Source organism: Streptosporangium subroseum (genome assembly GCF_900188345.1).
In the GTDB taxonomy this organism is placed as follows: Bacteria; Actinomycetota; Actinomycetes; order Streptosporangiales; family Streptosporangiaceae; genus Streptosporangium; species Streptosporangium subroseum.
On sequence record NZ_FZOD01000018.1, the window covers coordinates 1 to 23,635 of the forward strand.

Genomic DNA, 23,635 nt, shown 5'->3' on the forward strand with positions numbered 1-23,635 from the left:
CCGTTCGCCCGCAGGTAGGGCAGGACCGCCCCGGTGATGTCGGCGGAAGGCCAGTCGTCGACGGCGGCCACCGCGAAACGTCCGCCGCTCGCGGCCAGGTGGCGATCGGCCGAATAGCGGTCGAACGGTGTGCACGCGTCGCCCAAGTCGCCGTGAAGCATGATCACCACGGGAATCTCCCCCCGCACCCCCGGCGGAAATCCGACGATCACTCGGTGCCTGCCCACCTTGCTCTGCAGCCGCGCCCCGGGGCGTGCCGACGGCGGGCCGGGAACCGGGCCGCAGACAATCTGGGCGTATGCATCCCGAATACCCTCCGGGCCGGCTATCAGCGCGGCCCCGCCAAGGCCCAGCATGGTCAGCCCTCCGCCTATGAGAAAAGTGCGCCTTTTAAGAAGGCTTTCCCCACTTGGGGGGGTTGCTGGAGCTTCGCCCTCACCGCGTTCCGCATCCATGCACGGCACCATAGGCGGTGTACAGGCGAGCGCGGGTGAAGAACGGTAGTCTTCCCCCACACGGGAGTCGGGCAACGGACTGACGAGGGAAGACACCGGAAATTTGCGCCTGAACCGCCAGGCGCGGCGCGCGTTGGGGCTGGAGCGGGGGCGCGCCGGAGGACGAGGACAGGGGGGCGGATGTATCTCAAGACCTTGACCCTGCGTGGTTTCAAGTCCTTCGCCTCGGCCACCACCCTCCGGTTCGAGCCGGGGATCACCGCCGTCGTCGGTCCCAACGGATCGGGCAAGTCCAACGTGGTCGACGCCCTGGCCTGGGTCATGGGCGAGCACAGCGCCAAGTCGCTGCGCGGCGGCAAGATGGAAGACGTCATCTTCGCGGGCACCTCCTCACGCGCCCCGCTGGGCCGCGCAGAGGTCACGCTGACCATCGACAACACCGACGGCATGCTTCCGATCGACTACACCGAGGTCACGATCAGCCGCCTGATGTTCCGGGCCGGCCAGAGCGAATACGCCATCAACGGCGACACCTGCCGCCTGCTGGACATCCAGGAGCTGCTCTCGGACTCCGGCATCGGCCGGGAGATGCACGTCATCGTCGGGCAGGGCCAGCTCGACCAGGTGCTGCACGCGGGCCCCGAGGAGCGCAGGGCGTTCATCGAGGAGGCGGCGGGCGTTCTGAAGCACCGCAAGCGCAAGGAGAAGGCGCTGCGGAAGCTCGACGCGATGCAGGCCAACATGACCCGCGTCCAGGACCTCACCACCGAGCTGCGCCGCCAGCTCAAGCCGCTGGGCCGCCAGGCCGAGATCGCGCGCAAGGCCGCCGTCATCCAGGCCGACCTCCGCGACGCCCGCCTGCGGCTGCTCGCCGACGACGTGCTCACCCTGCGGACCACGCTGGAGCGGGAGACGGCCGACGAGGCCGCCGTCCTCGCCCGCCGTGCGGCCGTGGAGGTCGAGCTGGAGCAGGGCCAGGTCGCGGAGTCCGAGCTGGAGGCCGCCGAGGCCGAGGCCCAGCCGCGTCTGGCCGCCGCGCAGGAGACCTTTTTCCGGCTCTCCTCGCTGCGCGAGCGCCTCAGGGGTCTGGGCGGGCTGGCCGCGGAGCGCCACCGCCACGCGACCGACACCGCCGTGGAGCGGCGCGGGCGCGACCCCGAAGACTTCGAGCGCGAGGCCGAGGAGGTCAGGGAGCAGGAGCGGGTCCTCGCCGAGCTGCTCGCCGACGAGCAGGAGTCGCTCGCCAGGGCCGTGGCCCGGCGCACCGAGACCGAGGGCGCGCTCGCCGCCGAGGAGCGGCGGCTGGCCGCCGAGGCCAGGGCCGCCGCCGACAGGCGCGAGGGGCTGGCCAGGCTCAGGGGTCAGGTGGGCGCCGTGCGCAGCCGGGCGGGGGCGGCCGAGGAGGAGATCGGGCGGCTGACACGCTCGCTGGAGGAGGCCGAGCAGCGCGCCGAGCGGGCCCAGGCCGAGCACGACGGCCAGGAGCAGGCGGAGCCCGCCGCCGATCCCGCCCTCGCCGAGGAGCTGGAGATCGCGCTGGAGGTCGTGGAGCAGGCCAGGGAGTCCGTGGAACGGGCCAGAGCCGGGGTCGAGGAGGCCAAGGCGGCCGTCGCCGGGCCGAACGCCGCGCTCGGCGCCGCCAAGGCCGCCCTCGGGGTGGCGCGCAAGGCCGACCAGGAGGCGCAGCGCCAGGTGGCCGCGCTGGAGGCCAGGTTCGAGGCCCTGGAGCTGGGGCTGATCAGCGGTGCGGACGGCGGCGCGGTGCTGCTCGGCGCCGACCTGGCCGGGGTGCTCGGCCCGGTGGCGGCCATGCTGACCGTACGGCCCGGTGCCGAGGTGGCAGTCGCCACCGTGCTCGGCGCGGCCGCCGAGGCCGTCGCGGTGGAGTCCTTGCAGAGCGCGGCCGACGCCATCGAGTTCCTCAGAAACGAGGACGGCGGTCAGGCCTCCATGGTCATCGCCGCCGGCGGGGCGGAGATCCAGACGGGCTCCGTGCCGGTGGCCGGCGCCGAGTGGGCGATCAACCTGGTCACGGTCCCCGCCGAGCTGCGGGCCGCCGCCGCGCACCTGCTGGCGGGCGTGCTGGTCGTCGATGATCTGACGATCGCCAGGAAGGCGGTCGAGCAGCGTCCCGAGCTGCGGGCCGTCACCCGTTCCGGTGATCTCCTGGGCGCCTACGCGGCCAGGGGCGGTTCGGCGGGCGGCACCTCGGCGCTCCAGGTGCGGGCCGCGCTGGACGAGGCGGGCGTCGCCCTGGCCGCTGCCAGGGTCGCCGCCGAGCAGGCCGGGACGGCGATGGAGGAGGCCGCCGAGGCCGAGGGCGAGGCGCAGTTCGCGGTCGAGAGCGCCCAGGCGCGGGTGACCGAGACGCAGACGGGCGTGCAGACCGCCCAGGCCGGCGTCAACGCGGCGCAGGTCGCGCTGGACCAGGTCCGGGCCAGGCAGCGCGACGCCGACCAGCGTGTCGCCGCGGTCGCCAAGCGTCTGGCCCAGCTGGACGCCGCGGCCAGAGCCGCCCGTGACGAGTGCGAGCGGCTGGCCAGGGGCGTGCGGGCGGCGCAGGAGGCCCGCGACCGGGACGCGGCGGGCCTCACCGAGCTTGAGGAACGGCTCGCCGCCGCGAGCGAGGAGGGGGAGCTGGAGACGGAGCCCACCACCGAGATGCGCGACGAGCTCGCCGAGATCTGCGCGGTGGCCAGGCAGTCCGAGATGGAGGCCCGCCTCGCCGTACGGACGGCTGAGGAGCGGGCCAGGGGCATCGAGGGCAAGGCCGACGGGTTGATGCGCGCGGCGGAGCGGGAGCGCGAGGAGCGGGCCAGGGCCGCCGACCTGCGAGAGCGGCGGCGCAGGCACGCCCGGGTGGCCCAGGCGGTCGTCCGGGGCATCGAGCGGGCGCTGCGGATGCTGGAGACCTCGATCCTCGCCGCCACCGCGGAGCGCGACGAGGCCGAGCAGGCGCGCGGGCAGATCGACGCCTCGCTCAAGTCCATCCGGATCCGGGTCCGCGAGCTGTCGGGAGAGCTGGACAAGCTGGTCAACCGGGCGCACGGCAGCGAGGTGGCCAGGACCGAGCAGCGGATGCGCCTGGAGCAGCTGGAGATGCGGGCGGTGGAGGAGTACGGCGTCGAGACCGACACCCTCATCGCCGAGTACGGCCCGGCCGAGCCGGTCCCCACGGGGGACGGCGACCCCGTGCCCTACGTGCGGGAGGAGCAGCAGAAACGGGCCAGGGCGGCCGATCGCCAGATGTCCCAGCTCGGCAAGGTGAACCCGCTCGCGCTGGAGGAGTTCGCGGCGCTGGAGGAGCGGCACTCGTTCCTCACCTCGCAGCTGGAGGACCTGAAGAAGACCCGGCGTGACCTGCTGCTCGTGGTCAAGGAGGTCGACGACCGGGTCGAGCAGGTGTTCACCGCCGCCTTCGAGGACGTGGCCCGCGAGTTTGAAACGATCTTCACGCGGGTGTTCCCGGGAGGCGAGGGCAGGTTGCTGCTCACCGATCCCACCGACATGCTGACCACCGGAGTCGAGGTCGAGGCCCGGCCGCCCGGCAAGAAGGTCAAGCGGCTGTCCCTGCTGTCCGGCGGCGAGCGGTCACTGACCGCGGTGGCCTTCCTCGTCTCGATCTTCAAGGCGCGGCCCTCGCCGTTCTACGTGATGGACGAGGTCGAGGCCGCGCTGGACGACACCAACACCCAGCGCCTGCTGACCCTGTTCGAGGAGCTCCGGCAGACCTCGCAGATCATCATCATCACCCACCAGAAGCGCACCATGGAGATCGCCGACGCGCTGTACGGAGTGTCGATGCGGGGCGACGGCGTGACCCATGTCATCAGCCAGCGCCTGAGAGAACACGAGTCCGCCTGACCCCACCGTGTCCGAGCATTCCGGGTCGTCTGGAAAACTGTGGTCTTGTGGAAGCCTATCTCGGCATAATCGCGATCATCGTCGTCGTCGCCCTGCTTGCGGCGGGCGGCGTGTTCCTGCTCTTCAGGCGGGGGGGCGGGCAGGCCCCGCCGGTCGAGCCGCCCGAGGTGCTGCCGCTCCCCGGGGAGCAGGCGCCCGCCGGGACCGTCACCAAGGATGACGACGCGGCGACGACCACCGTCCCGCCGCCGGCGAGGCCGGCCGAGCCCGTGATCGTCACCCCGGAGATCGAGGTTCCGCCGCCGTCCGCGGGCAGGATGGTACGGCTCCGCACCCGGCTGGCCCGGTCGCAGAGCACCTTCGGCAAGGGACTCCTCGAGCTCCTCTCCAGGGACCGTCTCGACGACGACGCCTGGGACGAGATCGAGGAGACCCTGCTCACCGCGGACGTCGGCGTCTCGCCCACCCGGGCGATGGTCGACGAGCTGCGGACCCGCGTGAAGATCCTGGGCAGCCGGACGCCCGCGGAGGCGCGGGCCCTGCTCAGGGAGCAGCTGCTCATCCAGATCGGCGCGGACATGGACCGCACCCTGCACGTCAAGCCGCACGGTGAGCGTCCGGCCGTGGTCCTCGTGGTCGGCGTCAACGGCACCGGCAAGACCACCACCACCGGCAAACTGGCCCGTTCCCTCATCGGCGACGGCAGCACGGTCGTGCTCGGCGCGGCCGACACCTTCCGCGCCGCCGCCGCCGACCAGCTCCAGACCTGGGGAGACCGGGTCGGAGCCCAGGTCGTGCGCGGCCCGGAGGGCGGCGACCCCGCCTCGGTCGCCTTCGACGCCGTGGCCCGGGGCATCCAGGACAAGGTGGACGTGGTGATCGTGGACACCGCGGGCCGGCTGCACACCAAGACCGGCCTGATGGACGAGCTCGGCAAGGTCAAGCGCGTCATCGAGAAGAAGGCCGTGGTCGACGAGGTCCTGCTCGTTCTCGACGCCACCACGGGCCAGAACGGCATGCGCCAGGCCCAGGTGTTCGCCGAGGTCGTCAACATCACCGGTATCGCCCTGACCAAGCTCGACGGCACCGCCAAGGGCGGCATCATCATCTCCGTCCAACGCGAGCTGGGCGTTCCGGTCAAGCTCGTCGGTCTCGGAGAGGGGGCCGACGACCTGGCGCCGTTCGACCCCGAGGTCTTCGTCGACGCCCTTCTCGGAGACTGAGCTCCGGCCCCGCACCGCCCTGGGTCTTCGCCCCGCGGCGGTGCGGGCGAGCGGACGTGGGACAGAGGACGGTCCGGGTCGGGAGCGGCAGAGGGCCTGATGGCGAGGGCGGGCCGCAGCCCGGGTCGACGCCGGGTGTGGGGCGTGGGCCCGGGTCAGCTCGGGGGGTGGGCCCGGGTGCCGATGGGGATGACCAGCGGGGTGCCCGCCACCGGGTCTTCGATGACCTTGGCGTCCAGATCGAAGACCTCCGCCAGCAGCCCCTCGGTGAGGACCTCGGCCGGGGTTCCCGAGGCGATGACCTTGCCGTCGCGCATGGCGACCAGGCGGTCGGCGTAGCGGGCGGCGAGGTTCAGGTCGTGCAGGACCATCACCACGGTCCGGCCGAGCTCGCCGTGGAGTCTGCGGACCAGCTCCAGGACCTCGATCTGATGGGCCAGGTCGAGGAAGGTCGTCGGCTCATCGAGCAGCAGCAGGTCGGTGCCCTGGGCGAGGGCCATCGAGATCCACGCGCGCTGCCGCTGCCCGCCCGACAGCTCGTCCAGCGGCCTGTCGCCCAGCTCCAGCAGGCCGGTCATGGACAGGGCCTCGCTGACCGCCGACTCGTCGTCGGACGACCACTGCCGGTACCAGGTCTGGTGCGGATGCCGTCCCCTGGCCACCAGGTCGGCCACGGTCAGCCCCTCGGGTGCGGTGGGCGCCTGCGGCAGCACGCCCAGGATCCTGGCGACCTCCTTGCTGGGCATTCTGTCGATGCGCTTGCCATCCAGCAGCACCTCGCCGCCCGACGGCTTGAGCAGCCGTCCCAGGGCGCGGAGCAGCGTGGACTTGCCGCACCCGTTCGGCCCGATGATCGTGGTCACCGTTCCGGCCTCGATGCCGAGGTCGAGACCGTCGACGATGATCCGGTCGCCGTACCCGAGCTTGAGGTCAACGGCCTGCAGTCTCACGATCGCGCCTTTCTGCGCACACGGATGAGGAGATAGATCAGATAGGGGGCGCCGAGGACCGCGGTGACCACGCCCACCGGCAGCTCGACGGGGCTGAACAGGGTCCGTGAGATCAGGTCCGCGGCGGTGGTCAGGGCGGCCCCCACCAGGGCCGAGACGACCAGCGGCGGCTGCGCCACCCCCGCCAGGCGCAGCGCGATCTGCGGGGCGGCCAGGGCGACGAACGCGATGGGCCCGGCCGAGGCGGTCGCCGTCGCCGCGAGCAGGACGGCCGCGAGGATCATCAGGCCCCTGGCGAGGTTCATCCGTACGCCCAGACCGGTCACGGTGTCGTCGCCGAAGCGCAGCGCGCCGAGCGAGCGGGTGCCGAGCAGGGTCAGCGGGATGAGCACGGCGAGCGCGAGCGAGACCGGGACCACGTGCTCCCAGCCCCGGCCGTTCAGCGAGCCGGTGATCCAGACCATGGCCTTGCCGGTGTCGTTGACGTCCCCGACGGTCAGCAGCCAGTACTTGACGTTGGTGCAGACCGCCGAGACGCCGATGCCGACCAGCACCAGGCGGTAGCCGTCCATGCCCCGGCGCCAGGCCAGCAGGTAGACGGTCAGCGCTCCGACCAGCCCGCCGACCAGGGCCGCCAGGGGGATGCCCACCTCGGCCAGCGGGCCGCTGGCACCGCCCGTGGTGGCTCCCGCCGCCATGGTGATCGCGACCACGGTCACGCTGGCGCCGCCGGTGACCCCGAGGATGTCGGGGCTGGCCAGCGGGTTGCGGGCGACGGCCTGGGTGATCGCCCCTGCCAGGGCGAGCGCCGCGCCGACGAGGGCGCCGGTCAGCGCGCGGGGAAGGCGGAGCTCCATGACGACAAAGTGGTTGGAGCCGTCACCGGTGATCGCCTGGAACACCTCGGGGACGCTCATCGGGATGTCGCCGATGCGCATGGTGAGCGCCATCAGCGCTGCCACGGAGGCCAGCAGGATCAGGGCCACGGCGGCGGAGCGCAGGCGGAGCAGCCAGGAGGCGGAGCCGATCCGCAGCGGCCGGCCGTTCACGAGTCTTTCCGACGGGGAGGTCACAGGCGGACCGGCTTTCTCCGTCGGACCAGGGCTATGAAGAACGGCGCGCCGATGAGGGCGAGCACAACGCCGACCTCCAGTTCGCCCGGGCGCGCCACCACCCGGCCGATCACGTCCGTGAGGAGCAGCGCGGCGGCGCCGATCAGCCCGGAGTACGGCAGCAGCCAGCGGTGGTCGGGGCCGGACAGCGGGCGGGCCAGGTGCGGGACGACCAACCCGAGAAAGGCCAGCGCGCCGCAGGCCGCCACGGAGGCCCCGCTGAGCAACGTGATGGCGGCGATGCCGACGGCGCGGGTCAGGGTGACGTTCTGGCCGAGGGCGCGGGCGACGTCCTCTCCGAGGGAGAGCGCGTTGAGGCCGGGCGCGTTGAACAACGCCAGGAGCAGGCCGACGGCGATGAACGGGAGCACCTGCCAGGCGACGTCGGGGCCTCTGGACGCGATCGAGCCCGACTGCCAGAACCGGAAGACGTCCAGGGCCTGCTCGTCCATGAGGACCAGGGCCGAGGTGAGCGCGTAGAGGAAGGCGCTGACCGCGGTGCCCGCGAGGGCCAGGGTCACGGGCGTGGGGCTGCTCCGGCCGCCGACCATGCCGAGGGCGAAGACTCCCGCGCTGGCGAGGAGCGCTCCGGCCAGGCCGAACCAGATGTAGCCGTAGAGGCTGGTGACGCCGAGCACCATGATGCTGAGGACCATCGCGAACCCCGCGCCCTGGGTGACGCCGAGCAGTCCGGGGTCTGCCAGCGGGTTGCGGGTGTGGCCCTGCATGAGGGCCCCCGCGACGCCGAGCGCGATCCCGGCCAGGATGCCGATGGCGGTCCTGGGGATGCGCAGCGATCGGACGACGATGTCGCTCTCGGTGCCCGTCGGGGTGGTCAGCGCGTGCCAGACCTCGGCCGGAGGGACGGGTTTCGCGCCGATCGCGACGCTGAGCGCGACCGTCACGGCGAGGGCCGCGAACAGTCCCGCCAGAACGAGCAGGCGATGCCGATGGATCGCCCGGATGGTCCTTCCGGAGGACGCCGTTCGCGTGATTGCCGCCGTGCTCACCCGCGCTCCTCTCGTTTGCCGATTTCGGCATGAGTATGCCAGTTTAGGTATAGCTAAGCTAAATTAGGCTCACCTAACTTTGGTTGAGAGGATTTCAGATGAGAGCGTTGCGTGCCCTGACCGTCGGCGTGGTGGGAGCTGTACTGGCCCTTGGCCTCACCGCCTGCTCCTCCGGCACCTCGGGTACGAGCGCTGAAGTTTCCGGGGGTGCCGGCGCGACACCGGCTCCGGCGGCGAGCGGCGCGGGGGTGTTTCCGCGGACGGTGAAGCATGCCATGGGGGAGACGGTGATCCCCGCGCAGCCCCTGCGGGTCGTGGCCCTCGACCAGAGCTTCGTGGACGGGGTGCTGACGCTGGAGACGGACGTCGTCGGCTACACCACCTACCGGTCTATCGAGGAGAAGCTTCCCGATTACCTGAACCCGGTCCTCGCTCACGCCAAGGAGGCCAAATCGGTCGGGACCCTGGAGCAGCCGGGCCTCGAACAGATCGTCGCGCTCAAGCCCGACCTGATCGTCTCCGCCAAGGTTCGGCACGAGGCGCTGTACGACAAGCTGTCGCAGATCGCGCCGACGGTGTTCAGCGAGACCACGGGCGCCCTCTGGAAGGAGAACCTCAGGCTCATGGGCCAGGCCCTGGGCAAGGAGGACCTCGCCGAGCAGAAGATCAAGGATTATCAGGAACGGGCCGCCGCGATCGGCGTCTCGATCAAGGCCAAGGACGGCAAGCTGCCCACCGTCTCCATCGCCCGCTTCGCCGGTGAGCCGACGGTCCGCCTCTACGTGGAGAACTCCTACTCCGGCCTGGTGCTGAAGGACGTCGGGTTCCCGCGCCCGGAGGACCAGCCGACCGTCAGCGACTCCATCGTGGTGAACGTCAGCCAGGAGAACATCTCCCAGCTCGACGCCGAGCACATCTTCGTCGCGGCCTACGACGACCCGTCGGTCGGGCCGGTCAAGGAGAAGTTCGAGGCCAACCCGCTCTGGGGCAAGCTCAAGGGCGTCAAGCACGACGTCTCCGACGTCACCTGGATGACCGCGGTCGGCATCCAGGGCGCCCACTCCATCCTCGACGACCTCGCCAAGATCTTCGAGGTCGACCCGGCGAAGGCCGCCTGACCCTTCCGCCCGCGGGCCCGGCGTCCCCAGCGGGGACGCCGGGCCTTTCGCCGCGCGGCGAGCTGTTCGCCGGCTGTTCATCGAAGATCATTGTTTGTTTGTCATATCGTTGTTGACCCTGATTTACTCATTCCTGGTGTATGTCGCATCATTCGCATGCATCGCATCGCTCACTTGCGTCACATTGAGAGGCCAGGCGGGATGGTCGAGGTCAAGACGGAAGCCCTGAAGATCGCGACCCAGGATCTGATCAGGGTGCTACTTCCCATGGCGGAGGACATCAGGGCCGTCGTCGAGGGAACCCATCTCAGCCAGATGGCGTGGGGCCTCATCGGCTCGGTCACGGTGGCCAACAACTACACCCCGGCCCAGGAATATCAGGCCAAGCAGGCGGTCGGCTTCGTCAACTCCCTCAACGGCATCAACGCGGGCCTGCTCAGCGTGGTGGCGAACTATCGGGAGGCCGAGCTCGTCGCGGCCAAGGCGATCAACGACACGGGGAAGATCCTCGACCTCGAGGCGAAACTCAAACAGGACAGGGTCGATCTCGCCGAGGCGCAGAAGAAGGATCAGGGGCTCACGGACTAGAGGGAGGGTGTCACGTGCCGGGCGAAGAACTCGGGGTAGCCGGCGGCATAGAGGCCGGGGCCATCGGGGCGATGCTGGCCCTGGGAAAGATCGCTCCGGTCTGGGCGCAGACCATGGCCAAGATCGAGCTGGCGGGAAAGCTGGCGGCGCCGGCCATCGGGGCCGGCGCCATCTGGGGGCTTGCCCAGCCATGGGACGACGACGGGGTCACCAAGGCGTGGGGTGACTGGCGCGTGGTGAGCCTCAAGCTCGCGGAGCTGAGAACCCGGGAGTGGGACAAGAAGGTCAAGGCGGTCGCGGACGCGTGGCCGGAAGGGGCGGATCGCCGTGCCTTCGACGACTTCATGGAGCGCGTCTACCACGAGGTCCAGCAGTTCGAGACCGCCACCATGCAGATGGCCGGCGCGGTGCAGAGCGCCCAGTCGAACATTCACCGGATCATCAATACCTGCGGGGTCTTCATCGACTCGCTTCTGGCCATCATCATCGCCTCGGAGCTCATGCAGCTGTTCGGGCACCGGATGGAGGTCGCGGGCATAGCGATGATCGCTTCTGCCCAGGCCATACCCATCACCCCCGCCACCGTCGCCGAACGGACGGTCATGATGAATCGAGGCGTTGAGCTGCAGGCGCGAGGCTTGGGGATCAAAGTCAAGGCCACCGCCACGAAGGACAGTTCCGGCCTGTTCCTCATGGGGGGGACGATGACCGCGGTGGTCGGTGTCAGCGCGGCCGTCCTCTTCAGTCTGGGGGACCTGGTCGGGTTGGTAAGCGCGGACAACCAGTTCCCGCAACCCCAGCTCAACCTCGGCAGCAGCGGCATAGGGAGCGAGGCGGGGCAGACGGACTTCGACGACATCAGGCGGGGCAGCGTCAAGGAGTCCGGCGACGAGGGCTGGACCTACATCTGACCTGGGTGGACCGGCGCGGCGCGCCGGTCCACAGGATCATCGGCGCTCGTACCTGGCGCGGATCTCCTGGAGTTCGCGCAGTGCTTCGGCCACCCGTGGATCGGAGCCGACCTGGGGGCTCAGGCCCGAGTGCGGCAGCCGGTCCCGCACCGTCTTGTTGAACTCCTCGACCCCACCGGTCAGCGGTGCCATCACTTCGCTCAAACGCTCCGTCGCCTGGGTCAGCGCCTTCGTGAAGGCCTCCATGATCGCTTCCTCCAGAGCCTCGGAGCCCAGGCGCATGGCCCGAGGGTCGATCTTCACACTCAGCAACGTGCCCTCGGGGCCCACCTCGGCCCGGACCAGGCCGTCCGCGGCCTCTCCGTGCCCGCTCGCCTCGGCGAGTTCGTCGATCATCTTCTCGTACTGCTGGGAGAGCTTGCCGAAGTTCTCCAGCAACCGATTCACATTGAGGTCGTCGCTCTGCCCGAAGTTGTCGTATGGCGTTGTCATGTGCCCCTCCTGGCAGGTGCTTCAAGATCGGTTCAAGCCGCGTTCACCCTAGCGCCCGAAAGAACATTCCGATCGAGCGGGAGGGGGCCACGGTGGGTTCGCGGAACCAGGTCGGGTGAGGAGCGGGATCCTGGCTGTCCTCCACCGGCCGGGCATCGTCACGGCGGATGCGGCGACGGCGTTCGCCGCCGTCGCGGATCGGGACCTCGAGGCGGGTCCGGCGAAGGTCGTCTGACCTCCCGATCACGGTCGGAGGCAGAGATTTGTCGCCAATCGGCACCGATACCAAACCGAGTTTTCGGCTTCTGATGGAGAATCGGTCAAAGCGGACTAAAGTCAGGAGCATGGTGACTCACCGCTCAGCGGTTCTACCGACAGATCCGGAAGCCCCTGGTACGTGCCTATGTGGGCATCAGGCTGATTTCATTATCCAGACCCTGTGGTTTTCCGGTCGGCGTTCCCTCGACCCCGTTTGTGAACCTCATGTCTCCGCGGTGGTCGACGCCATCGCCAAGAAGAACGCGCAGAGGGACGGCCGGTCCTGACGGGCCGCCGGTATCCGCCGCACCGCTGCCACCTGCCATCCCGCTCGACTGGCTGTCACCCGCCATCTCGACCGAGCGGTCGCCACCCGCCGTCCTGACCGGACTGCCGCCACCTGCGTCGTCACCCTTGGCCGCTCTCAGGAAGACCTCCTGTCGCGGCCGGGCCGCGACGGTCTCCTCGATACGCTCGGCCATCGTCCTTCGGGTGAAACACGCGCCACCCCCGGGTTCCGTCACGGCATGCCACAACGGCCGTCCGCGCCCTATGTTTTTCTCATAGTGATGCGTCCTGAGTCGCATCGAACGCGACATTAGTGGGTTACTTCGAACTCTGCTAGGCATTGTCCGTATTTGGCCTTAGTCCTGTGGTCGGCTGACGTTGACCGGCCGCAGGCGGGTTCACCCCGAATTACTCGCTCCATCGACGGGCATGGTTTTAGTCGTGGGCGAGAAACGACCTCAGCTCCCGCAGATGCGGGGCGATGTCGAGGCCGCGTTCCGCCAGCCAGGCGTCGTCTCCGTAGGTGCCCCGATACCGCTCGCCGCCGTCGCAGATCAGGGTGACGACGCTGCCCTGCTCACCCGCCTCCCGCATCTCCGCCAGGATCTGTACGGCCGCCGCCACGTTGGTGCCGGTGGAGCCGCCGACGTCGCGGCCGGTGACCTCGCGGATCCAGCGCATGGCGGCGATGGATCGGGCGTCGGGGACCTGGATCATGCGGTCGATCACGCTGGGCAGGAAGGACGGCTCGACGCGAGGGCGTCCGATGCCCTCGATGCCCGAGCCCGGGGCGGTGACGGTGGCGTCGCCGGAGCACCAGGAGGGGTAGAAGGCGGAGCCTTCGGGGTCGACCACGGCCAGGCGGGTGGTGTAACGGCGGTAACGGATGTAGCGGCCGATGGTGGAGGAGGTGCCGCCGGTGCCGGCGCCGACCACGATCCAGGTGGGTTCGGGGTGGGGTTCCATCTCCATCTGGCTGAAGATGCTCTCGGCGATGTTGTTGTTGCCGCGCCAGTCGGTGGCCCGCTCGGCGTAGGTGAACTGGTCCATGAAGTGGCCGCCGGTCTCGGCGGCCAGCCGGCGGGACTCCTCGTAGATCGTGCCCGGGTCGTCCACGAGATGACATTTGCCGCCGTAGAACTCGATCAGCGAGATCTTCTCGGGCGAGGTCGAGGCGGGCATCACCGCGATGAACGGCAGATCGACAAGACGTGCGAAGTAGGCCTCGCTCACCGCGGTGGAGCCGCTGGAGGCCTCCACGACCGTGGTGGAGGGGCCGATCCAGCCGTTGGCGAGGCCGTACAGGAAAAGAGAGCGTGCGAGCCGGTGTTTGAGTGAACCGGTGGGGTGTACCGACTCGTCTTTCAAGTAGAGGTTTACCCCCCAACGTGCGGGAAGCGGGAAAACGTGAAGATGGGTATCGCAGCTTCGATGGGCGTCGGCCTCGACGCGACGGATGGCCTCGGCCACCCAGTGACGGGTCCTGGGGTCGTGTCGATCCACGGTTTCCATGACCTTAAAGGTATCGCCAACTGGGGTTATGTGATACTAGACACATGTTCGTCCGAATTGGCGGTGCGATGTTACGATACTGAGACTTGTCCGGCTGTAGGGCGTGTCGCACCCGCTATTAGCGCAGCCACCGATGGATCCCCTGATCAGGCAGACCTCTTAACGGCCCCTTTACAAGGTGCCTGCGAACATGAGACCCGCCGTCAGCAGGGGTGCATCGCACCTGTGTCGGACGGCAATGGGGGGAACAGCGCAAGGGGGATGACATGATCACGATGACCAAAGAGCAACGCCAGGATTGGTTCGAGCGTGATGTCGTGCCGGTCACCAACCAGCTCTATGCGTCCGCGATGCGTTTGACCCGTAACTCCGCCGATGCCGAGGACCTTGTCCAGGAGACCGTGGCCAAGGCGTTCACCTCGTACCACCAGTTTCGTGAGGGCACCAACCTCAAGGCGTGGCTGCACCGGATCCTCACCAACAACTTCATCAACGACTACCGCAAGAAACAGCGGTCGCCCAAGCTCTCGGCCACCGAGGAGATCGAGGACTGGCAGCTCGCCGCCGCCGAGTCCCACATGTCCACCGGACTCAAGTCCGCGGAGACCGAGGCGCTTGAGCAACTGCCCGACAGCGCGGTGATGAACGCCCTGCGTACCCTGCCCGAGGATTTCCGGGTGGCCGTCTACCTGGCCGACGTCGAGGGCTTCGCGTACAAGGAGATCGCCGAGCGGATGGGCACCCCCATCGGCACCGTCATGTCCCGCCTGCACCGGGGTCGCCGCCAGCTCCGGGGCATGCTTGAGAGCTACGCCCGCGAAGAGGGCGGGCTCCGCCTCACCCCACAGCACCAGGTCGCCTGACCTTCTCGTCGCGTACGGCCGTCCCCGACCCCTTCTCCCGTCATCCCGATCTTCCAGTACGGCTCCCGCCGCTCCAGGCGGGAGCCGTACTTTTGTGTTCGCCTCGGGGCGGCATGAGAAACCGGGCTCGTCATACGAGACCGGGCATGTCGCGCGGATCCGGATCTGCCATCCGAGGGCCGGGCACGTCGCGTGGAGGGCCTGGTCATGCGGAGCCGGACCGCGGCTGCGGGATCCTCAGCCCGCGGCTATCAGCGCGACCGCCGCGAGGGTGAAACCGATGCCCACCACCTGGACCGTGTTGAGTCGTTCCCCCAGCACGTAACGGGCCAGCAGCAGGGTGCTCGCCGGATAGAGCGAGACCAGGACGGCGACGAGGCTCAGCAGGCCCCGCTGCTGAGCGAGGACGAAGAGCATATTGGCGATCATGTCGAGGGCCCCGGCCGCGATGATGATGCGCAGCGCGCCAGATCCCGGGCGCAGGCTGCGGCGAGTGATCAGGGCCAGCAGGGCGATGAGGGTGACCGAGGCCAGGCGCGCGCCGAGCAACGGCCAGATGCCGCCGTCCTCGGGGGCCTGCGAGAGCAGGATGAAGAAGCCGCCGAAACCGGCGCCCGCGGCGAGCGAGATCAGGATCGGACCGTAGCTCCGCCCGGCCGTCGCCGCGGGGGAGGAACCGCGGCTCACCAGCAGCACCGCGAGCAGCGCGAGCACCACGCCGCCCAGCGCGACCGGCTCCGGCCGCTCCCCGGTGGCCAGCCCGAACAGCACCGGCAGAATGGCCGAGGCGGTCGCGGTGAGGGGCGCGACCACCGACATCACGCCGGTGGCGAGTGCCCGGTAGAACAGCACCAGCCCCGCCGTGCCGGCCACGCCGGAGGCCATTCCCCAGGCCAGGGTCCCGGTGGTGAGGGTTCCCGGCAGGAACGGCAGCAGGGCGATCACCAGGACCAGACCGACCATCTGGGAGAGCACCACCACCGCGAGCACCCGTGATCGGCGGGTGGCCAGGCCTCCGAAGAAGTCGGCCGTGCCGTACACCACCGCGCATACCGTTGCCAGCACCACAGCCGCCACTCTTCACCCCAGTTCAATAGGTTGTACTTCTAGTTCAACCTATTACTACACAGATAGTGCACTGCAGTGCAAATCAAGTTCACTACACTGAACTCATGGACCCAGAGACGATCACCGCCGCGGTCGCCAACAACGTGCGGGCTCAGCGGGCGCACCGGCAGATGACGCTCGACGAGCTCGCCGCGCGGTCAGGGGTGAGCAGGGGCATGCTCGTCCAGGTCGAGCAGGGAAGGACCAACCCGAGCATCAACACGCTCACCCGCATCGCCGACGCGCTCGGGGTGACGGTCGCGCGGATCGTCGAGGTCTCCGACACCCCCGCGGTCCGGGTGGTCCACTCCGCCGACGTCGTCGTCTTCCCGCACGGCGAGGCGAGTGCGGCCCGGCTGCTGGTCGGCACGGACGCGCCCGCGATCCTGGAGCTGTGGGACTGGCGGCTGGCTCCGGGCGACCACCACGACGGCGACGCCCATCCCCCGGGCACCCGCGAGATGCTGACCGTGCTGGAGGGGCGGCTCACCCTCTCGGTGTACGGCGGCAGCCACGTCGTGGAGACGGACGACGCCATCGTGTTCAGCGCGGATCGCCCGCACAAGTACGCCAACGAGGGGGATGTCCTGCTGCGGTTCATGATGGTCGTGACGGAGCCCCGGGAAACGCCCGACCGGTAGGGCTCCGTCCCGATCCGGCGGGATCGATCCGGCCGGACCGGGGCGGACGAGACCGGGGCGGACAGGGGAAACGCGGACAGGGGAACCGTCGTCCTCTGGATACGGATTTCATTGAATGCGCCGCTCGAATGGCGCGTCGGCACGCATATCCGCTGATCGATGTCCCATCCTGTTGGGAATGCCCGGCCAAGATCTTGTGGGGGGAGACGGCCGAGGACTGTCCCTGACCCCCGCATCGCTTTCGGGGGTGGGCATGCGGCTGCGGATCGTCGCGGTGACGCTGCTGTTCGCGGTCGGAGGATGTGCCTCTCCGATCGGCCTGGCGGGAATCACGGGCAGACCGATGGACGCCACCCCGACCGGGATCGTGCACCTCGCGGCCGGGTCCGATACGGACGGCTCCACCGTGACCGACCCCGCCACCGGAGGCTCCACGACGACCGGCCCAGCCGCGCCCGCGCCCGGGTCCGGTACGGCCGGCTCCACCGTGGCCGGTCCCCTCATGCCCGAGTCCGTCCCCGCCGATCCTGTCCGGGCCGATCCTGCCCCGGCCGCGCCCGCGGCGGGCGCGCCCCCGGTGGCCGGTCCCGAGACGCCGGCCGCGAAACCGGGCGCGGTCCAGCAGCGGCGGCCGGAGAGCGACTTCCCCCTACCGCCCCCGGCGCGCCCGGTGAACTGCAGGCAGATCAAGTGTGTGGCGCTGACCTTTGACGACGGGCCGGGCCCGTACACCGGGCTTCTGCTCGACATCCTCGTCAAGTACCAGGCCAGGGCGACCTTCTTCGTGCTCGGCCGGATGGTGGCGGTAGATCACCGGGACAGCCTTTACCGGATGGTGGCCGAGGGGCACGAGGTGGGCAACCACACCTGGGATCACCTCGATCTCACCGGGTTGCCGGAAGCCGAGATCATCCATCAGCTGCGCCGTACCCAGGAGATCGTCCGCCATGCGATCGGGTTCGAGATGACCCTCATGCGCCCGCCGTACGGTTCCACGAACACCCGGGTGACCGACGTGAGCCGCCGCGAAGGACTCGCCCAGGTCCTGTGGAACGTCGACACCGTGGACTGGCGTGACCGCAGGGCCTCGATCGTCACGGAGCGTGCGGCGGACGTCGAGCCGGGCTCCATCGTGCTCATGCACGACATCTACCCTTCGACGGTTATGGCCGTCCCCCGGCTGCTGAACGAGCTGACCGCCAAGGGCTACACGTTCGTGACGATCCCGGAGCTGTACGGCGAGCCGCTGACCGGAGGGCCGGTCAGAAGCCTGGACATTCCCAGGGCGGCCATGGCCCGGCTGAGAGCGCTCGACGGCCCGGCCCACGGCCCCCGAGGGCGCCCACGACCTTGAGGTCTCCGCTCTGATGAGGACATGTCCGGCTGCCGGTTGAGACCGGTCAGATGGGCGCCGCCGGTGCCGCACTCCCGGACGAAACTCCCCGCGCCCTCCGTTGCCGGCCGTGAACATGGGGAAGATAGACCGGTCCGTCCTGGGTGCGGCCGGAACCGGCCGCCGGTGACCGCCTGTGGTTGCGAGACGGTGAACCTTCCGGCCCTGTTCTCCGACTGTGCTGAGGAGGAGGCAAGGTGACCGACGAATTGCTGGTGGTCCGCTGCCAGCTCGGTGAGCGCGAGGCGTTCGCCGAGCTGGTGGGGATCTGGAACGACCCGGTATGGACCTACGTGCGGCGCATGATCGGGTCCTCGCAGGCCGATGACGTGGCACAGGAGGTGTGGCTGGCCGTGGTCCGCGGGCTGCCGCGGTTGAAGGAGCCGGGCAGGTTCGCGCCGTGGCTGTTCACGATCGCCCGGCGCACGGTGGCCAACCGGCTGCGTGAGGAGTACGGCAGGCACGAGGTCCTGGCGGAGGAGGAGCAGGCGACCGCCGATCCGGCCGATGCTCTCGTGGACCGCACCGAGCTGCTCGCGGGCCTGTCGGAGCTGCCGGTCCGGGAGCGGGAGATCCTCGTGCTGTTCTACCTGGAGGACCTCTCGCTGGAGGACTGCGCGGAGATCTGCGCCATCCCGGTCGGCACGGTCAAGTCACGCCTCTCCCGCGCGCGGCGCATGCTGCGCGACCACCTCACGGAGAAGGGACACCGGAGATGAACCCCGATGACATGATCGGCAGGCTGTCCGGGCCGCTGTCGCTGCGCAGCCGGATCGGCAACGTCGTGGCGCTGCTCGGCGGGCTGGGCGGGGCGCTGTTCATCGGCCTGCTCTGGGCCACCGAACCGGTCCTGCCGGGCCGTACGCACCTGGCCTTCGGGGCGCTCGTCGCGCTCGGCCTGGCCTGGGCCGGCTACGGGACCTGGGCGCTGACCCGCAGGACGCCGCTGTTCGCCCTCGACCGGGTGATCGCCGCCTGGCTGGCGGTGACCGCGACGGGCCTGCTCACAGCCGGGACGGTCGCGATCGCGGTCGCCCGGGGAACCTGGGTGAGCGCGGCGGGCATCCTCGTCGCCGTGACGCTGGGCGCGGTCGCCCTGGTGATCCTCGTCCGGGCCCGCGCCGCCCGCGCCGCGCTGCTGCGCCGTAAGAGGGAGCTCGGGGGCTGACGGTGAGCGGGAGGGGCCACTAGCTCGACTCCGGCGGCAGGTGCTCCTCGGCCCACTGCGCGATCTGCTGGAGCGCCGGTATGAGTGCCTGGCCGCTCGGGGTCAGCTCGTAGGAGACCGACACCGGGGGTCCCGCGTCGACGGCGCGGGTGATGAGCCCCGCCTTGGTCAGTTCGGACAGGCGGTCCGACAGGACCGAGTCGCTGACCCCTCCGGTCGCACGCGCGAGCTCGCGGAACCCGGCGGGTCCGAGCCCAAGGTTTCCGAGCACGACGCCGCTCCAGCGTTTGCCGAGGACGCCGAAGGCTCGGGTCAACGCGGCGTCGCCACGCATGCAGTCATCCGTGCCGGGGTGATGAGGGGACTTCGGAGTCACGACACCACACTAGCAGAATCACTGTCGCTTTGATTTTCGAAGTAGATAGGATTATCGTCGCAGCCATCCAATTACTAGCAGGGGGATGCAATGATCGAAAATTCAGGCACACGTCCGAGCGTTGTGGTCCTGGGCGGCGGATATGGCGGGTTCAAGGCCGCGAGGGCGCTCGACGACGTCGCCGACGTGACGCTCGTCGACCCCTCCGACGCGTTCATGCACAACGTCGCGGCGTGGCGCGCGCTGGTCGAGCCGGAGTGGCTGGAGAAGATCTTCATGCCCTACGACCGCCTTCTGACCCACGGACACTTCCTGCGTGATCGTGCCGTGGCGGTCGACGGCCGGCAGGTCACGCTCGCCTCGGGTCGCCGGCTTGAGCCCGACTACCTGATCCTGGCGACGGGATCGTCGTACCCGTTCCCCGCCAAGATCGACGAGCCGGACACCGAGACGGCGCGGGCCAGGTTCCGGGAGGCGCACAAGGTGCTGTTCGACGCCCGGCGGGTGCTCCTGGTCGGCGCGGGCCCGTCCGGCCTCGAACTCGCCGGCGAGATCAAGGCGTCCTTCCCCGACAAGCACGTGATCATCGCCGACGCCGCGCCCGACATCATGCCCGGGCCGTATGATCAGGCGCTCCGGGACGAGCTCCGCGGCCAGCTCGACAAGCTCGGCGTCGAACTCGTACTCGGCAGCCCGCTGCGTGCGCTGCCGAGCGCGGCTCCCGCCACCGCAGCCTCGATCGCGATCACCACCGGGGCGGGCGACGAGCTGACCGCCGACGTCTGGTACCGCTGCTTCGGCGTCGGCCTCCAGACCGGCTACCTGCGCGGCTCGCTCGCCGAGACCCGTGACGATCACGGTTACGTCCGCGTTGACGAGCATCTGCTCGTCAACGGCCAGGACCGCGTCTTCGCGATCGGCGACATCTCCGACGCCGACCGCAACATGGCGGGCTTCGCCGGCGCACAGGCCGCGCTTCTCGCCGCGAACATCCGCACGCTGATCACCGGAGAGGGCGAGCTCACCAAGTATGAGCGGTGGCCGACCGCGATCGTCGTCCCGCTCGGCCCCGAGGGCGGCGCCGGACAGCTCCCCGGCCACGACGGCATCGCCGGCCCCGAGCTGGCCTCCGGCATCAAGGGCCGCGCCATGCTGGTCGACGACAACGCCGCGTTGTTCGACGCCCCCGCCCCCGCCGAACGGGCCTGACGACATGCCGCCGGTCATCTGAGCCGGCGGGCGCGTCTTCCCGTCCGAAGAAAGATCACAGTCGCCTCCCGCCCGGGTGGCGATGATCGTTCACGATGGCGTTGATGTGCGGGAGGCCGAGTATCGGGCGACTGTGAGGGACGGCCAGGGGAAGGCGAGCATGGGTGCCGCCCGGCTTGTTCCCGGCAGTTGGTCCGGCATCCGGGCACGCAACCAGCTCGGCCGCTCGACGGACCTTCTCGCGGCCGGGTGGCCTCTGCGACGCCTTCCCCGTGGCGCGTCCAGCCTGGGGGAGTAGGGAGACCCGGTGCTCCCTAGCGCTTTGTGATCACTCCGCAGGCGATGCGGCCACCGGAGTCACCGGTCTTGAGGGTGGCGTCGTCGGGGCTTTTCTCGCCATGGTGGTAGCGGTCGGGGATGTTGGCCTGGTTGTCCGGCAGGGCGTGGGCGATGACGGCGCTGCCGTCCTTGTCCAGGAGCTGGGCCACCGAGAAACGATCGGTCACCATGAAGGCGCTACCCGTGCGGTCCTGAGCGACCAGAAGGTCGGGCAGGTCGCCGGAGTGATCGGGATGGTTGCCCGGGCCGAGGGCGAAGTGGCTGCCCGCGCTGAAGAACGGGCTGCCGGTGGCGGGATCCTTCGACGTGGGATCGCAGATGCCCACGGAGTGGATGTGGAAGCCGTGGTAACCGGGTGCCAGGTCCTTGGCGACGACCAGGAGTTTGGTTTTGTCCTCGCCCATCTTCCCGACGAGCAGCACGCCGACGGCCTTGCCCGTGGCGTCCTTGATGTCGGCGCGGGCCGACAGTTCGGTTGTGCCGCGCGGGCTCGGAGATGCCTCCGCGGCGACCGAGCCCGCCGAGGCCAGTCCCGCGCCGAGCACGACGACCAGTGCCAGATGGATCTTGTGATGCATGAGAACCCCCGAACGCAGTCGAGCTCCTCTGCCGTATCGAGAAGCCCGTCCAGGTCTTCTACCTCAGAAGATACCGGCCGGCCCCGTAGCCACGCCGTGGTGACCGCCGCTGAGACGGACGACAGAAGGCGCCGGACCGCGAGGTCCGGCGCCTTCTCGTACGGCGTGCGGGTTACCCGCGCTTGGCGCGGGCGGCGGAGCGGCCGCGGGCGTTGGCGTCCAGGACGACCTTGCGGATGCGCACGGTCTCCGGGGTGATCTCCACGCACTCGTCCTCGCGGATGAACTCCAGCGCCTGCTCCAGCGAGAGCTGACGCGGCGGGATCAGCGTCTCCGTCGTGTCGCTGGTGGAGGAGCGCATGTTGGTGAGCTTCTTCTCCTTGGTGATGTTCACGTCCATGTCGTCGGCGCGCGAGTTCTCACCAACGATCATGCCCTCGTAGACCTCGGTGGTCGGCTGGACGAACAGGACACCGCGCTCCTGCAGGTTCAGCATGGCGAACGGGGTCACCGGGCCCGACCGGTCGGCCACCAGCGAGCCGTTGTTACGGGTGCGCAGCTCGCCGAACCACGGCTCGTAGCCCTCGAACACGTGGTTGACGATGCCGGTGCCGCGGGTCTCGGTGAGGAACTCGGTCCGGAAGCCGATCAGGCCGCGGGCCGGCACCACGAACTCCATCCGGATCCAGCCGGTGCCGTGGTTGGTCATGTGCTCCATGCGGCCCTTGCGGACCGCCAGAAGCTGGGTGATCGCCCCGAGGTATTCCTCCGGGCAGTCGATGGTCACGCGCTCGACGGGCTCGTGGACCTTGCCGTCGATGGTCTTGGTGACCACCTGAGGCTTGCCGACGGTCAGCTCGTAGCCCTCGCGGCGCATCTGCTCGACCAGGATGGCCAGCGCCAGCTCGCCACGGCCCTGCACCTCCCAGGCGTCGGGACGCTCGGTCGGCAGGACGCGCAGCGACACGTTGCCGATGAGCTCCTTCTCGAGCCGGTCCTTGACCATGCGGGCGGTGACCTTGGAACCCTTGACCCGGCCGACCATCGGCGAGGTGTTGGTGCCGACGGTCATGGAGATCGCGGGCTCGTCGACCGTGATCAGCGGCAGCGGGCGCGGGTCGTCGGGGTCGGCCAGGGTCTCACCGATCATGATGTCCGGGATGCCGGCGATCGCGATGATGTCGCCGGGGCCCGCCTCCTCGGCGGGCTTGCGCTCCAGCGCGTCGGTCATCAGCAGCTCGGTGATCTTCACCTTCTGGATGGTGCCGTCGGTGCGGCACCAGGCGACCTGCTGGCCCTTCTTGATGGTGCCCTGGTGGACGCGGCAGAGCGCGATCCGGCCCAGGTAGGACGAGGCGTCCAGGTTGGTGACGTGCGCCTGCAGCGGGGCGGTCGGGTCGTAGACCGGAGCCGGGATCGTGTTCTTGATGACCTCGAACAGCGGCTCGAGGTCCTCGGAGTCCGGCATGCCGGCGTCCTCGGGGCGGTTCAGCGAGGCGCGGCCGGCCTTGGCCGAGGCGTAGACGATCGGGAAGTCGATCTGCTCCTCGGTGGCGTCCAGATCCATGAAGAGCTCGTAGACCTCGTCCACGACCTCCTTGATCCGGGAGTCGGGGCGGTCGACCTTGTTGATGCACAGGATGACCGGCATCTTGGCGGCGAACGCCTTGCGCAGCACGAACCGGGTCTGCGGCAGCGGGCCCTCGGAGGCGTCCACCAGCAGCACGACGCCGTCCACCATCGACAGGCCTCGCTCGACCTCGCCACCGAAGTCGGCGTGGCCGGGGGTGTCGATGATGTTGAGGGTCATGCCGCCGTGCTTGACGGCCGTGTTCTTCGCGAGAATGGTGATTCCCTTCTCGCGTTCGAGGTCGTTGGAGTCCATGACGCGGTCGTCCACGTCTTGGTTGACGCGGAAGGCGCCGGACTGCCAGAGCATGGCATCCACGAGAGTGGTCTTGCCGTGGTCGACGTGCGCGATGATCGCGATGTTCCGCAGGTCGTCGCGGCTGTTCAAAGGCATGATGGAGTCTCACTCTGTGATCGTGGAGGCTGGCCGCGGACCGTGCGGCCTTCCCATTTTAGTTGATCCGCCCAATCACTCTCACGTCTCTGCCATATGGAGTGCGCTAATTCACCCTTTGGACACCCTTTCGCCGTACGGATCGGACCGGTTCTCC

At 69.4% G+C, this 23,635-nt stretch carries 21 protein-coding genes; 11 read left to right on the forward strand and 10 right to left on the reverse strand.

Translation table 11 applies throughout. The annotated features are described in order from the left end of the window. Positions 1 to 635 precede the first annotated feature (635 nt). The gene (gene smc, locus CHC08_RS19310; RefSeq protein ID WP_089208721.1) at positions 636 to 4,319 is read left to right on the forward strand and encodes a chromosome segregation protein SMC; all 3,684 of its coding nucleotides are present in this window, start codon (positions 636 to 638) and stop codon (positions 4,317 to 4,319) included. A gap of 47 nt (positions 4,320 to 4,366) precedes the next feature. Continuing rightward, positions 4,367 to 5,542 carry a signal recognition particle-docking protein FtsY gene (gene ftsY / locus CHC08_RS19315; RefSeq protein ID WP_089208722.1) on the forward strand — a complete coding sequence of 392 codons (1,176 nt, stop codon included), beginning with the start codon at positions 4,367 to 4,369 and terminating at the stop codon, positions 5,540 to 5,542. Positions 5,543 to 5,697: 155 nt separating this feature from the next. Here the strand turns inward: ftsY and CHC08_RS19320 are convergent, their stop codons facing one another. The 3 genes from CHC08_RS19320 to CHC08_RS19330 are packed head-to-tail and all read right to left on the reverse strand — an operon-like array spanning position 5,698 to position 8,614. After that, entirely contained in the window at positions 5,698 to 6,492 is a 795-nt protein-coding gene (locus CHC08_RS19320; RefSeq protein WP_089208723.1) for an ABC transporter ATP-binding protein, read from the reverse strand. Next, complete coding sequence (locus CHC08_RS19325) at positions 6,489 to 7,541, reverse strand: FecCD family ABC transporter permease (protein WP_245878413.1); 1,053 nt, start codon at positions 7,539 to 7,541, stop codon at positions 6,489 to 6,491. Before CHC08_RS19325 ends, CHC08_RS19320 begins: the two co-directional genes overlap by 4 nt. Positions 7,542 to 7,561: 20 nt before the next feature. Continuing rightward, a complete protein-coding gene (locus tag CHC08_RS19330; RefSeq protein ID WP_089208725.1) occupies positions 7,562 to 8,614 on the reverse strand; it encodes a FecCD family ABC transporter permease in 1,053 nt (350 codons plus the stop codon). 98 nt (positions 8,615 to 8,712) lie between these two features. Here CHC08_RS19330 and CHC08_RS19335 point away from each other — a divergent pair, with 98 nt between their 5' ends. From CHC08_RS19335 to CHC08_RS19345, 3 genes are all read left to right on the forward strand, one after another. Next, complete coding sequence (locus tag CHC08_RS19335; protein WP_089208726.1) at positions 8,713 to 9,732, forward strand: ABC transporter substrate-binding protein; 1,020 nt, start codon at positions 8,713 to 8,715, stop codon at positions 9,730 to 9,732. A 174-nt stretch (positions 9,733 to 9,906) separates the two neighbouring features. Beyond that, a complete protein-coding gene (locus tag CHC08_RS19340) occupies positions 9,907 to 10,320 on the forward strand; it encodes a hypothetical protein (RefSeq protein ID WP_143653277.1) in 414 nt (137 codons plus the stop codon). A gap of 14 nt (positions 10,321 to 10,334) precedes the next feature. Then, positions 10,335 to 11,231 carry a hypothetical protein gene (locus tag CHC08_RS19345; protein WP_089208728.1) on the forward strand — a complete coding sequence of 299 codons (897 nt, stop codon included), beginning with the start codon at positions 10,335 to 10,337 and terminating at the stop codon, positions 11,229 to 11,231. Between the two features lie 36 nt (positions 11,232 to 11,267). On the opposite strand, the gene CHC08_RS19350 is transcribed toward CHC08_RS19345, so the two are convergent. From CHC08_RS19350 to cds1, 3 genes are all read right to left on the reverse strand, one after another. Then, positions 11,268 to 11,723, reverse strand: a complete 456-nt coding sequence (locus CHC08_RS19350) for a YbaB/EbfC family nucleoid-associated protein (RefSeq protein WP_089208729.1) — start codon at positions 11,721 to 11,723, stop codon at positions 11,268 to 11,270. Between the two features lie 401 nt (positions 11,724 to 12,124). Continuing rightward, a complete protein-coding gene (locus tag CHC08_RS19355; protein WP_089208730.1) occupies positions 12,125 to 12,463 on the reverse strand; it encodes a hypothetical protein in 339 nt (112 codons plus the stop codon). Between the two features lie 241 nt (positions 12,464 to 12,704). Next, complete coding sequence (gene cds1, locus CHC08_RS19360; protein ID WP_089208731.1) at positions 12,705 to 13,781, reverse strand: L-cysteine desulfhydrase Cds1; 1,077 nt, start codon at positions 13,779 to 13,781, stop codon at positions 12,705 to 12,707. A gap of 266 nt (positions 13,782 to 14,047) precedes the next feature. Between cds1 and CHC08_RS19365 the strand changes: the two genes are divergently transcribed. Further along, positions 14,048 to 14,644 carry a sigma-70 family RNA polymerase sigma factor gene (locus CHC08_RS19365; protein WP_089208732.1) on the forward strand — a complete coding sequence of 199 codons (597 nt, stop codon included), beginning with the start codon at positions 14,048 to 14,050 and terminating at the stop codon, positions 14,642 to 14,644. A 237-nt stretch (positions 14,645 to 14,881) separates the two neighbouring features. Here CHC08_RS19365 and CHC08_RS19370 read toward each other — a convergent pair whose 3' ends face one another. Then, positions 14,882 to 15,712, reverse strand: coding sequence for a DMT family transporter (locus CHC08_RS19370; RefSeq protein WP_245878414.1), 831 nt, complete (start codon positions 15,710 to 15,712; stop codon positions 14,882 to 14,884). A gap of 104 nt (positions 15,713 to 15,816) precedes the next feature. Here CHC08_RS19370 and CHC08_RS19375 point away from each other — a divergent pair, with 104 nt between their 5' ends. The 4 genes from CHC08_RS19375 (at position 15,817) to CHC08_RS19390 (ending at position 18,953) form a co-directional block, all read left to right on the forward strand. After that, entirely contained in the window at positions 15,817 to 16,392 is a 576-nt protein-coding gene (locus CHC08_RS19375; protein WP_089208734.1) for a helix-turn-helix domain-containing protein, read from the forward strand. A 178-nt stretch (positions 16,393 to 16,570) separates the two neighbouring features. Continuing rightward, positions 16,571 to 17,746, forward strand: coding sequence for a polysaccharide deacetylase family protein (locus tag CHC08_RS19380; protein WP_245878415.1), 1,176 nt, complete (start codon positions 16,571 to 16,573; stop codon positions 17,744 to 17,746). 236 nt (positions 17,747 to 17,982) lie between these two features. Continuing rightward, positions 17,983 to 18,504 (forward strand): RNA polymerase sigma factor, encoded by a 522-nt coding sequence (locus CHC08_RS19385; protein ID WP_089208735.1) that lies wholly within the window; start codon positions 17,983 to 17,985, stop codon positions 18,502 to 18,504. After that, positions 18,501 to 18,953, forward strand: coding sequence for a hypothetical protein (locus CHC08_RS19390; protein ID WP_245878416.1), 453 nt, complete (start codon positions 18,501 to 18,503; stop codon positions 18,951 to 18,953). Before CHC08_RS19385 ends, CHC08_RS19390 begins: the two co-directional genes overlap by 4 nt. A gap of 19 nt (positions 18,954 to 18,972) precedes the next feature. On the opposite strand, the gene CHC08_RS19395 is transcribed toward CHC08_RS19390, so the two are convergent. Further along, the gene (locus CHC08_RS19395) at positions 18,973 to 19,287 is read right to left on the reverse strand and encodes a winged helix-turn-helix transcriptional regulator (RefSeq protein WP_089208736.1); all 315 of its coding nucleotides are present in this window, start codon (positions 19,285 to 19,287) and stop codon (positions 18,973 to 18,975) included. 132 nt (positions 19,288 to 19,419) lie between these two features. Between CHC08_RS19395 and CHC08_RS19400 the strand changes: the two genes are divergently transcribed. Beyond that, positions 19,420 to 20,538: an FAD-dependent oxidoreductase gene (locus CHC08_RS19400; RefSeq protein ID WP_089208737.1), complete on the forward strand. Its 1,119-nt coding sequence runs from the start codon at positions 19,420 to 19,422 to the stop codon at positions 20,536 to 20,538. 314 nt (positions 20,539 to 20,852) lie between these two features. On the opposite strand, the gene CHC08_RS19410 is transcribed toward CHC08_RS19400, so the two are convergent. Together CHC08_RS19410 and typA are read right to left on the reverse strand one after the other, a co-directional pair. Beyond that, positions 20,853 to 21,455 (reverse strand): superoxide dismutase family protein, encoded by a 603-nt coding sequence (locus tag CHC08_RS19410; protein WP_089208739.1) that lies wholly within the window; start codon positions 21,453 to 21,455, stop codon positions 20,853 to 20,855. A 172-nt stretch (positions 21,456 to 21,627) separates the two neighbouring features. Then, a complete protein-coding gene (gene typA, locus CHC08_RS19415; protein ID WP_089208740.1) occupies positions 21,628 to 23,478 on the reverse strand; it encodes a translational GTPase TypA in 1,851 nt (616 codons plus the stop codon). Between the last annotated feature and the right edge of the window lie 157 nt (positions 23,479 to 23,635).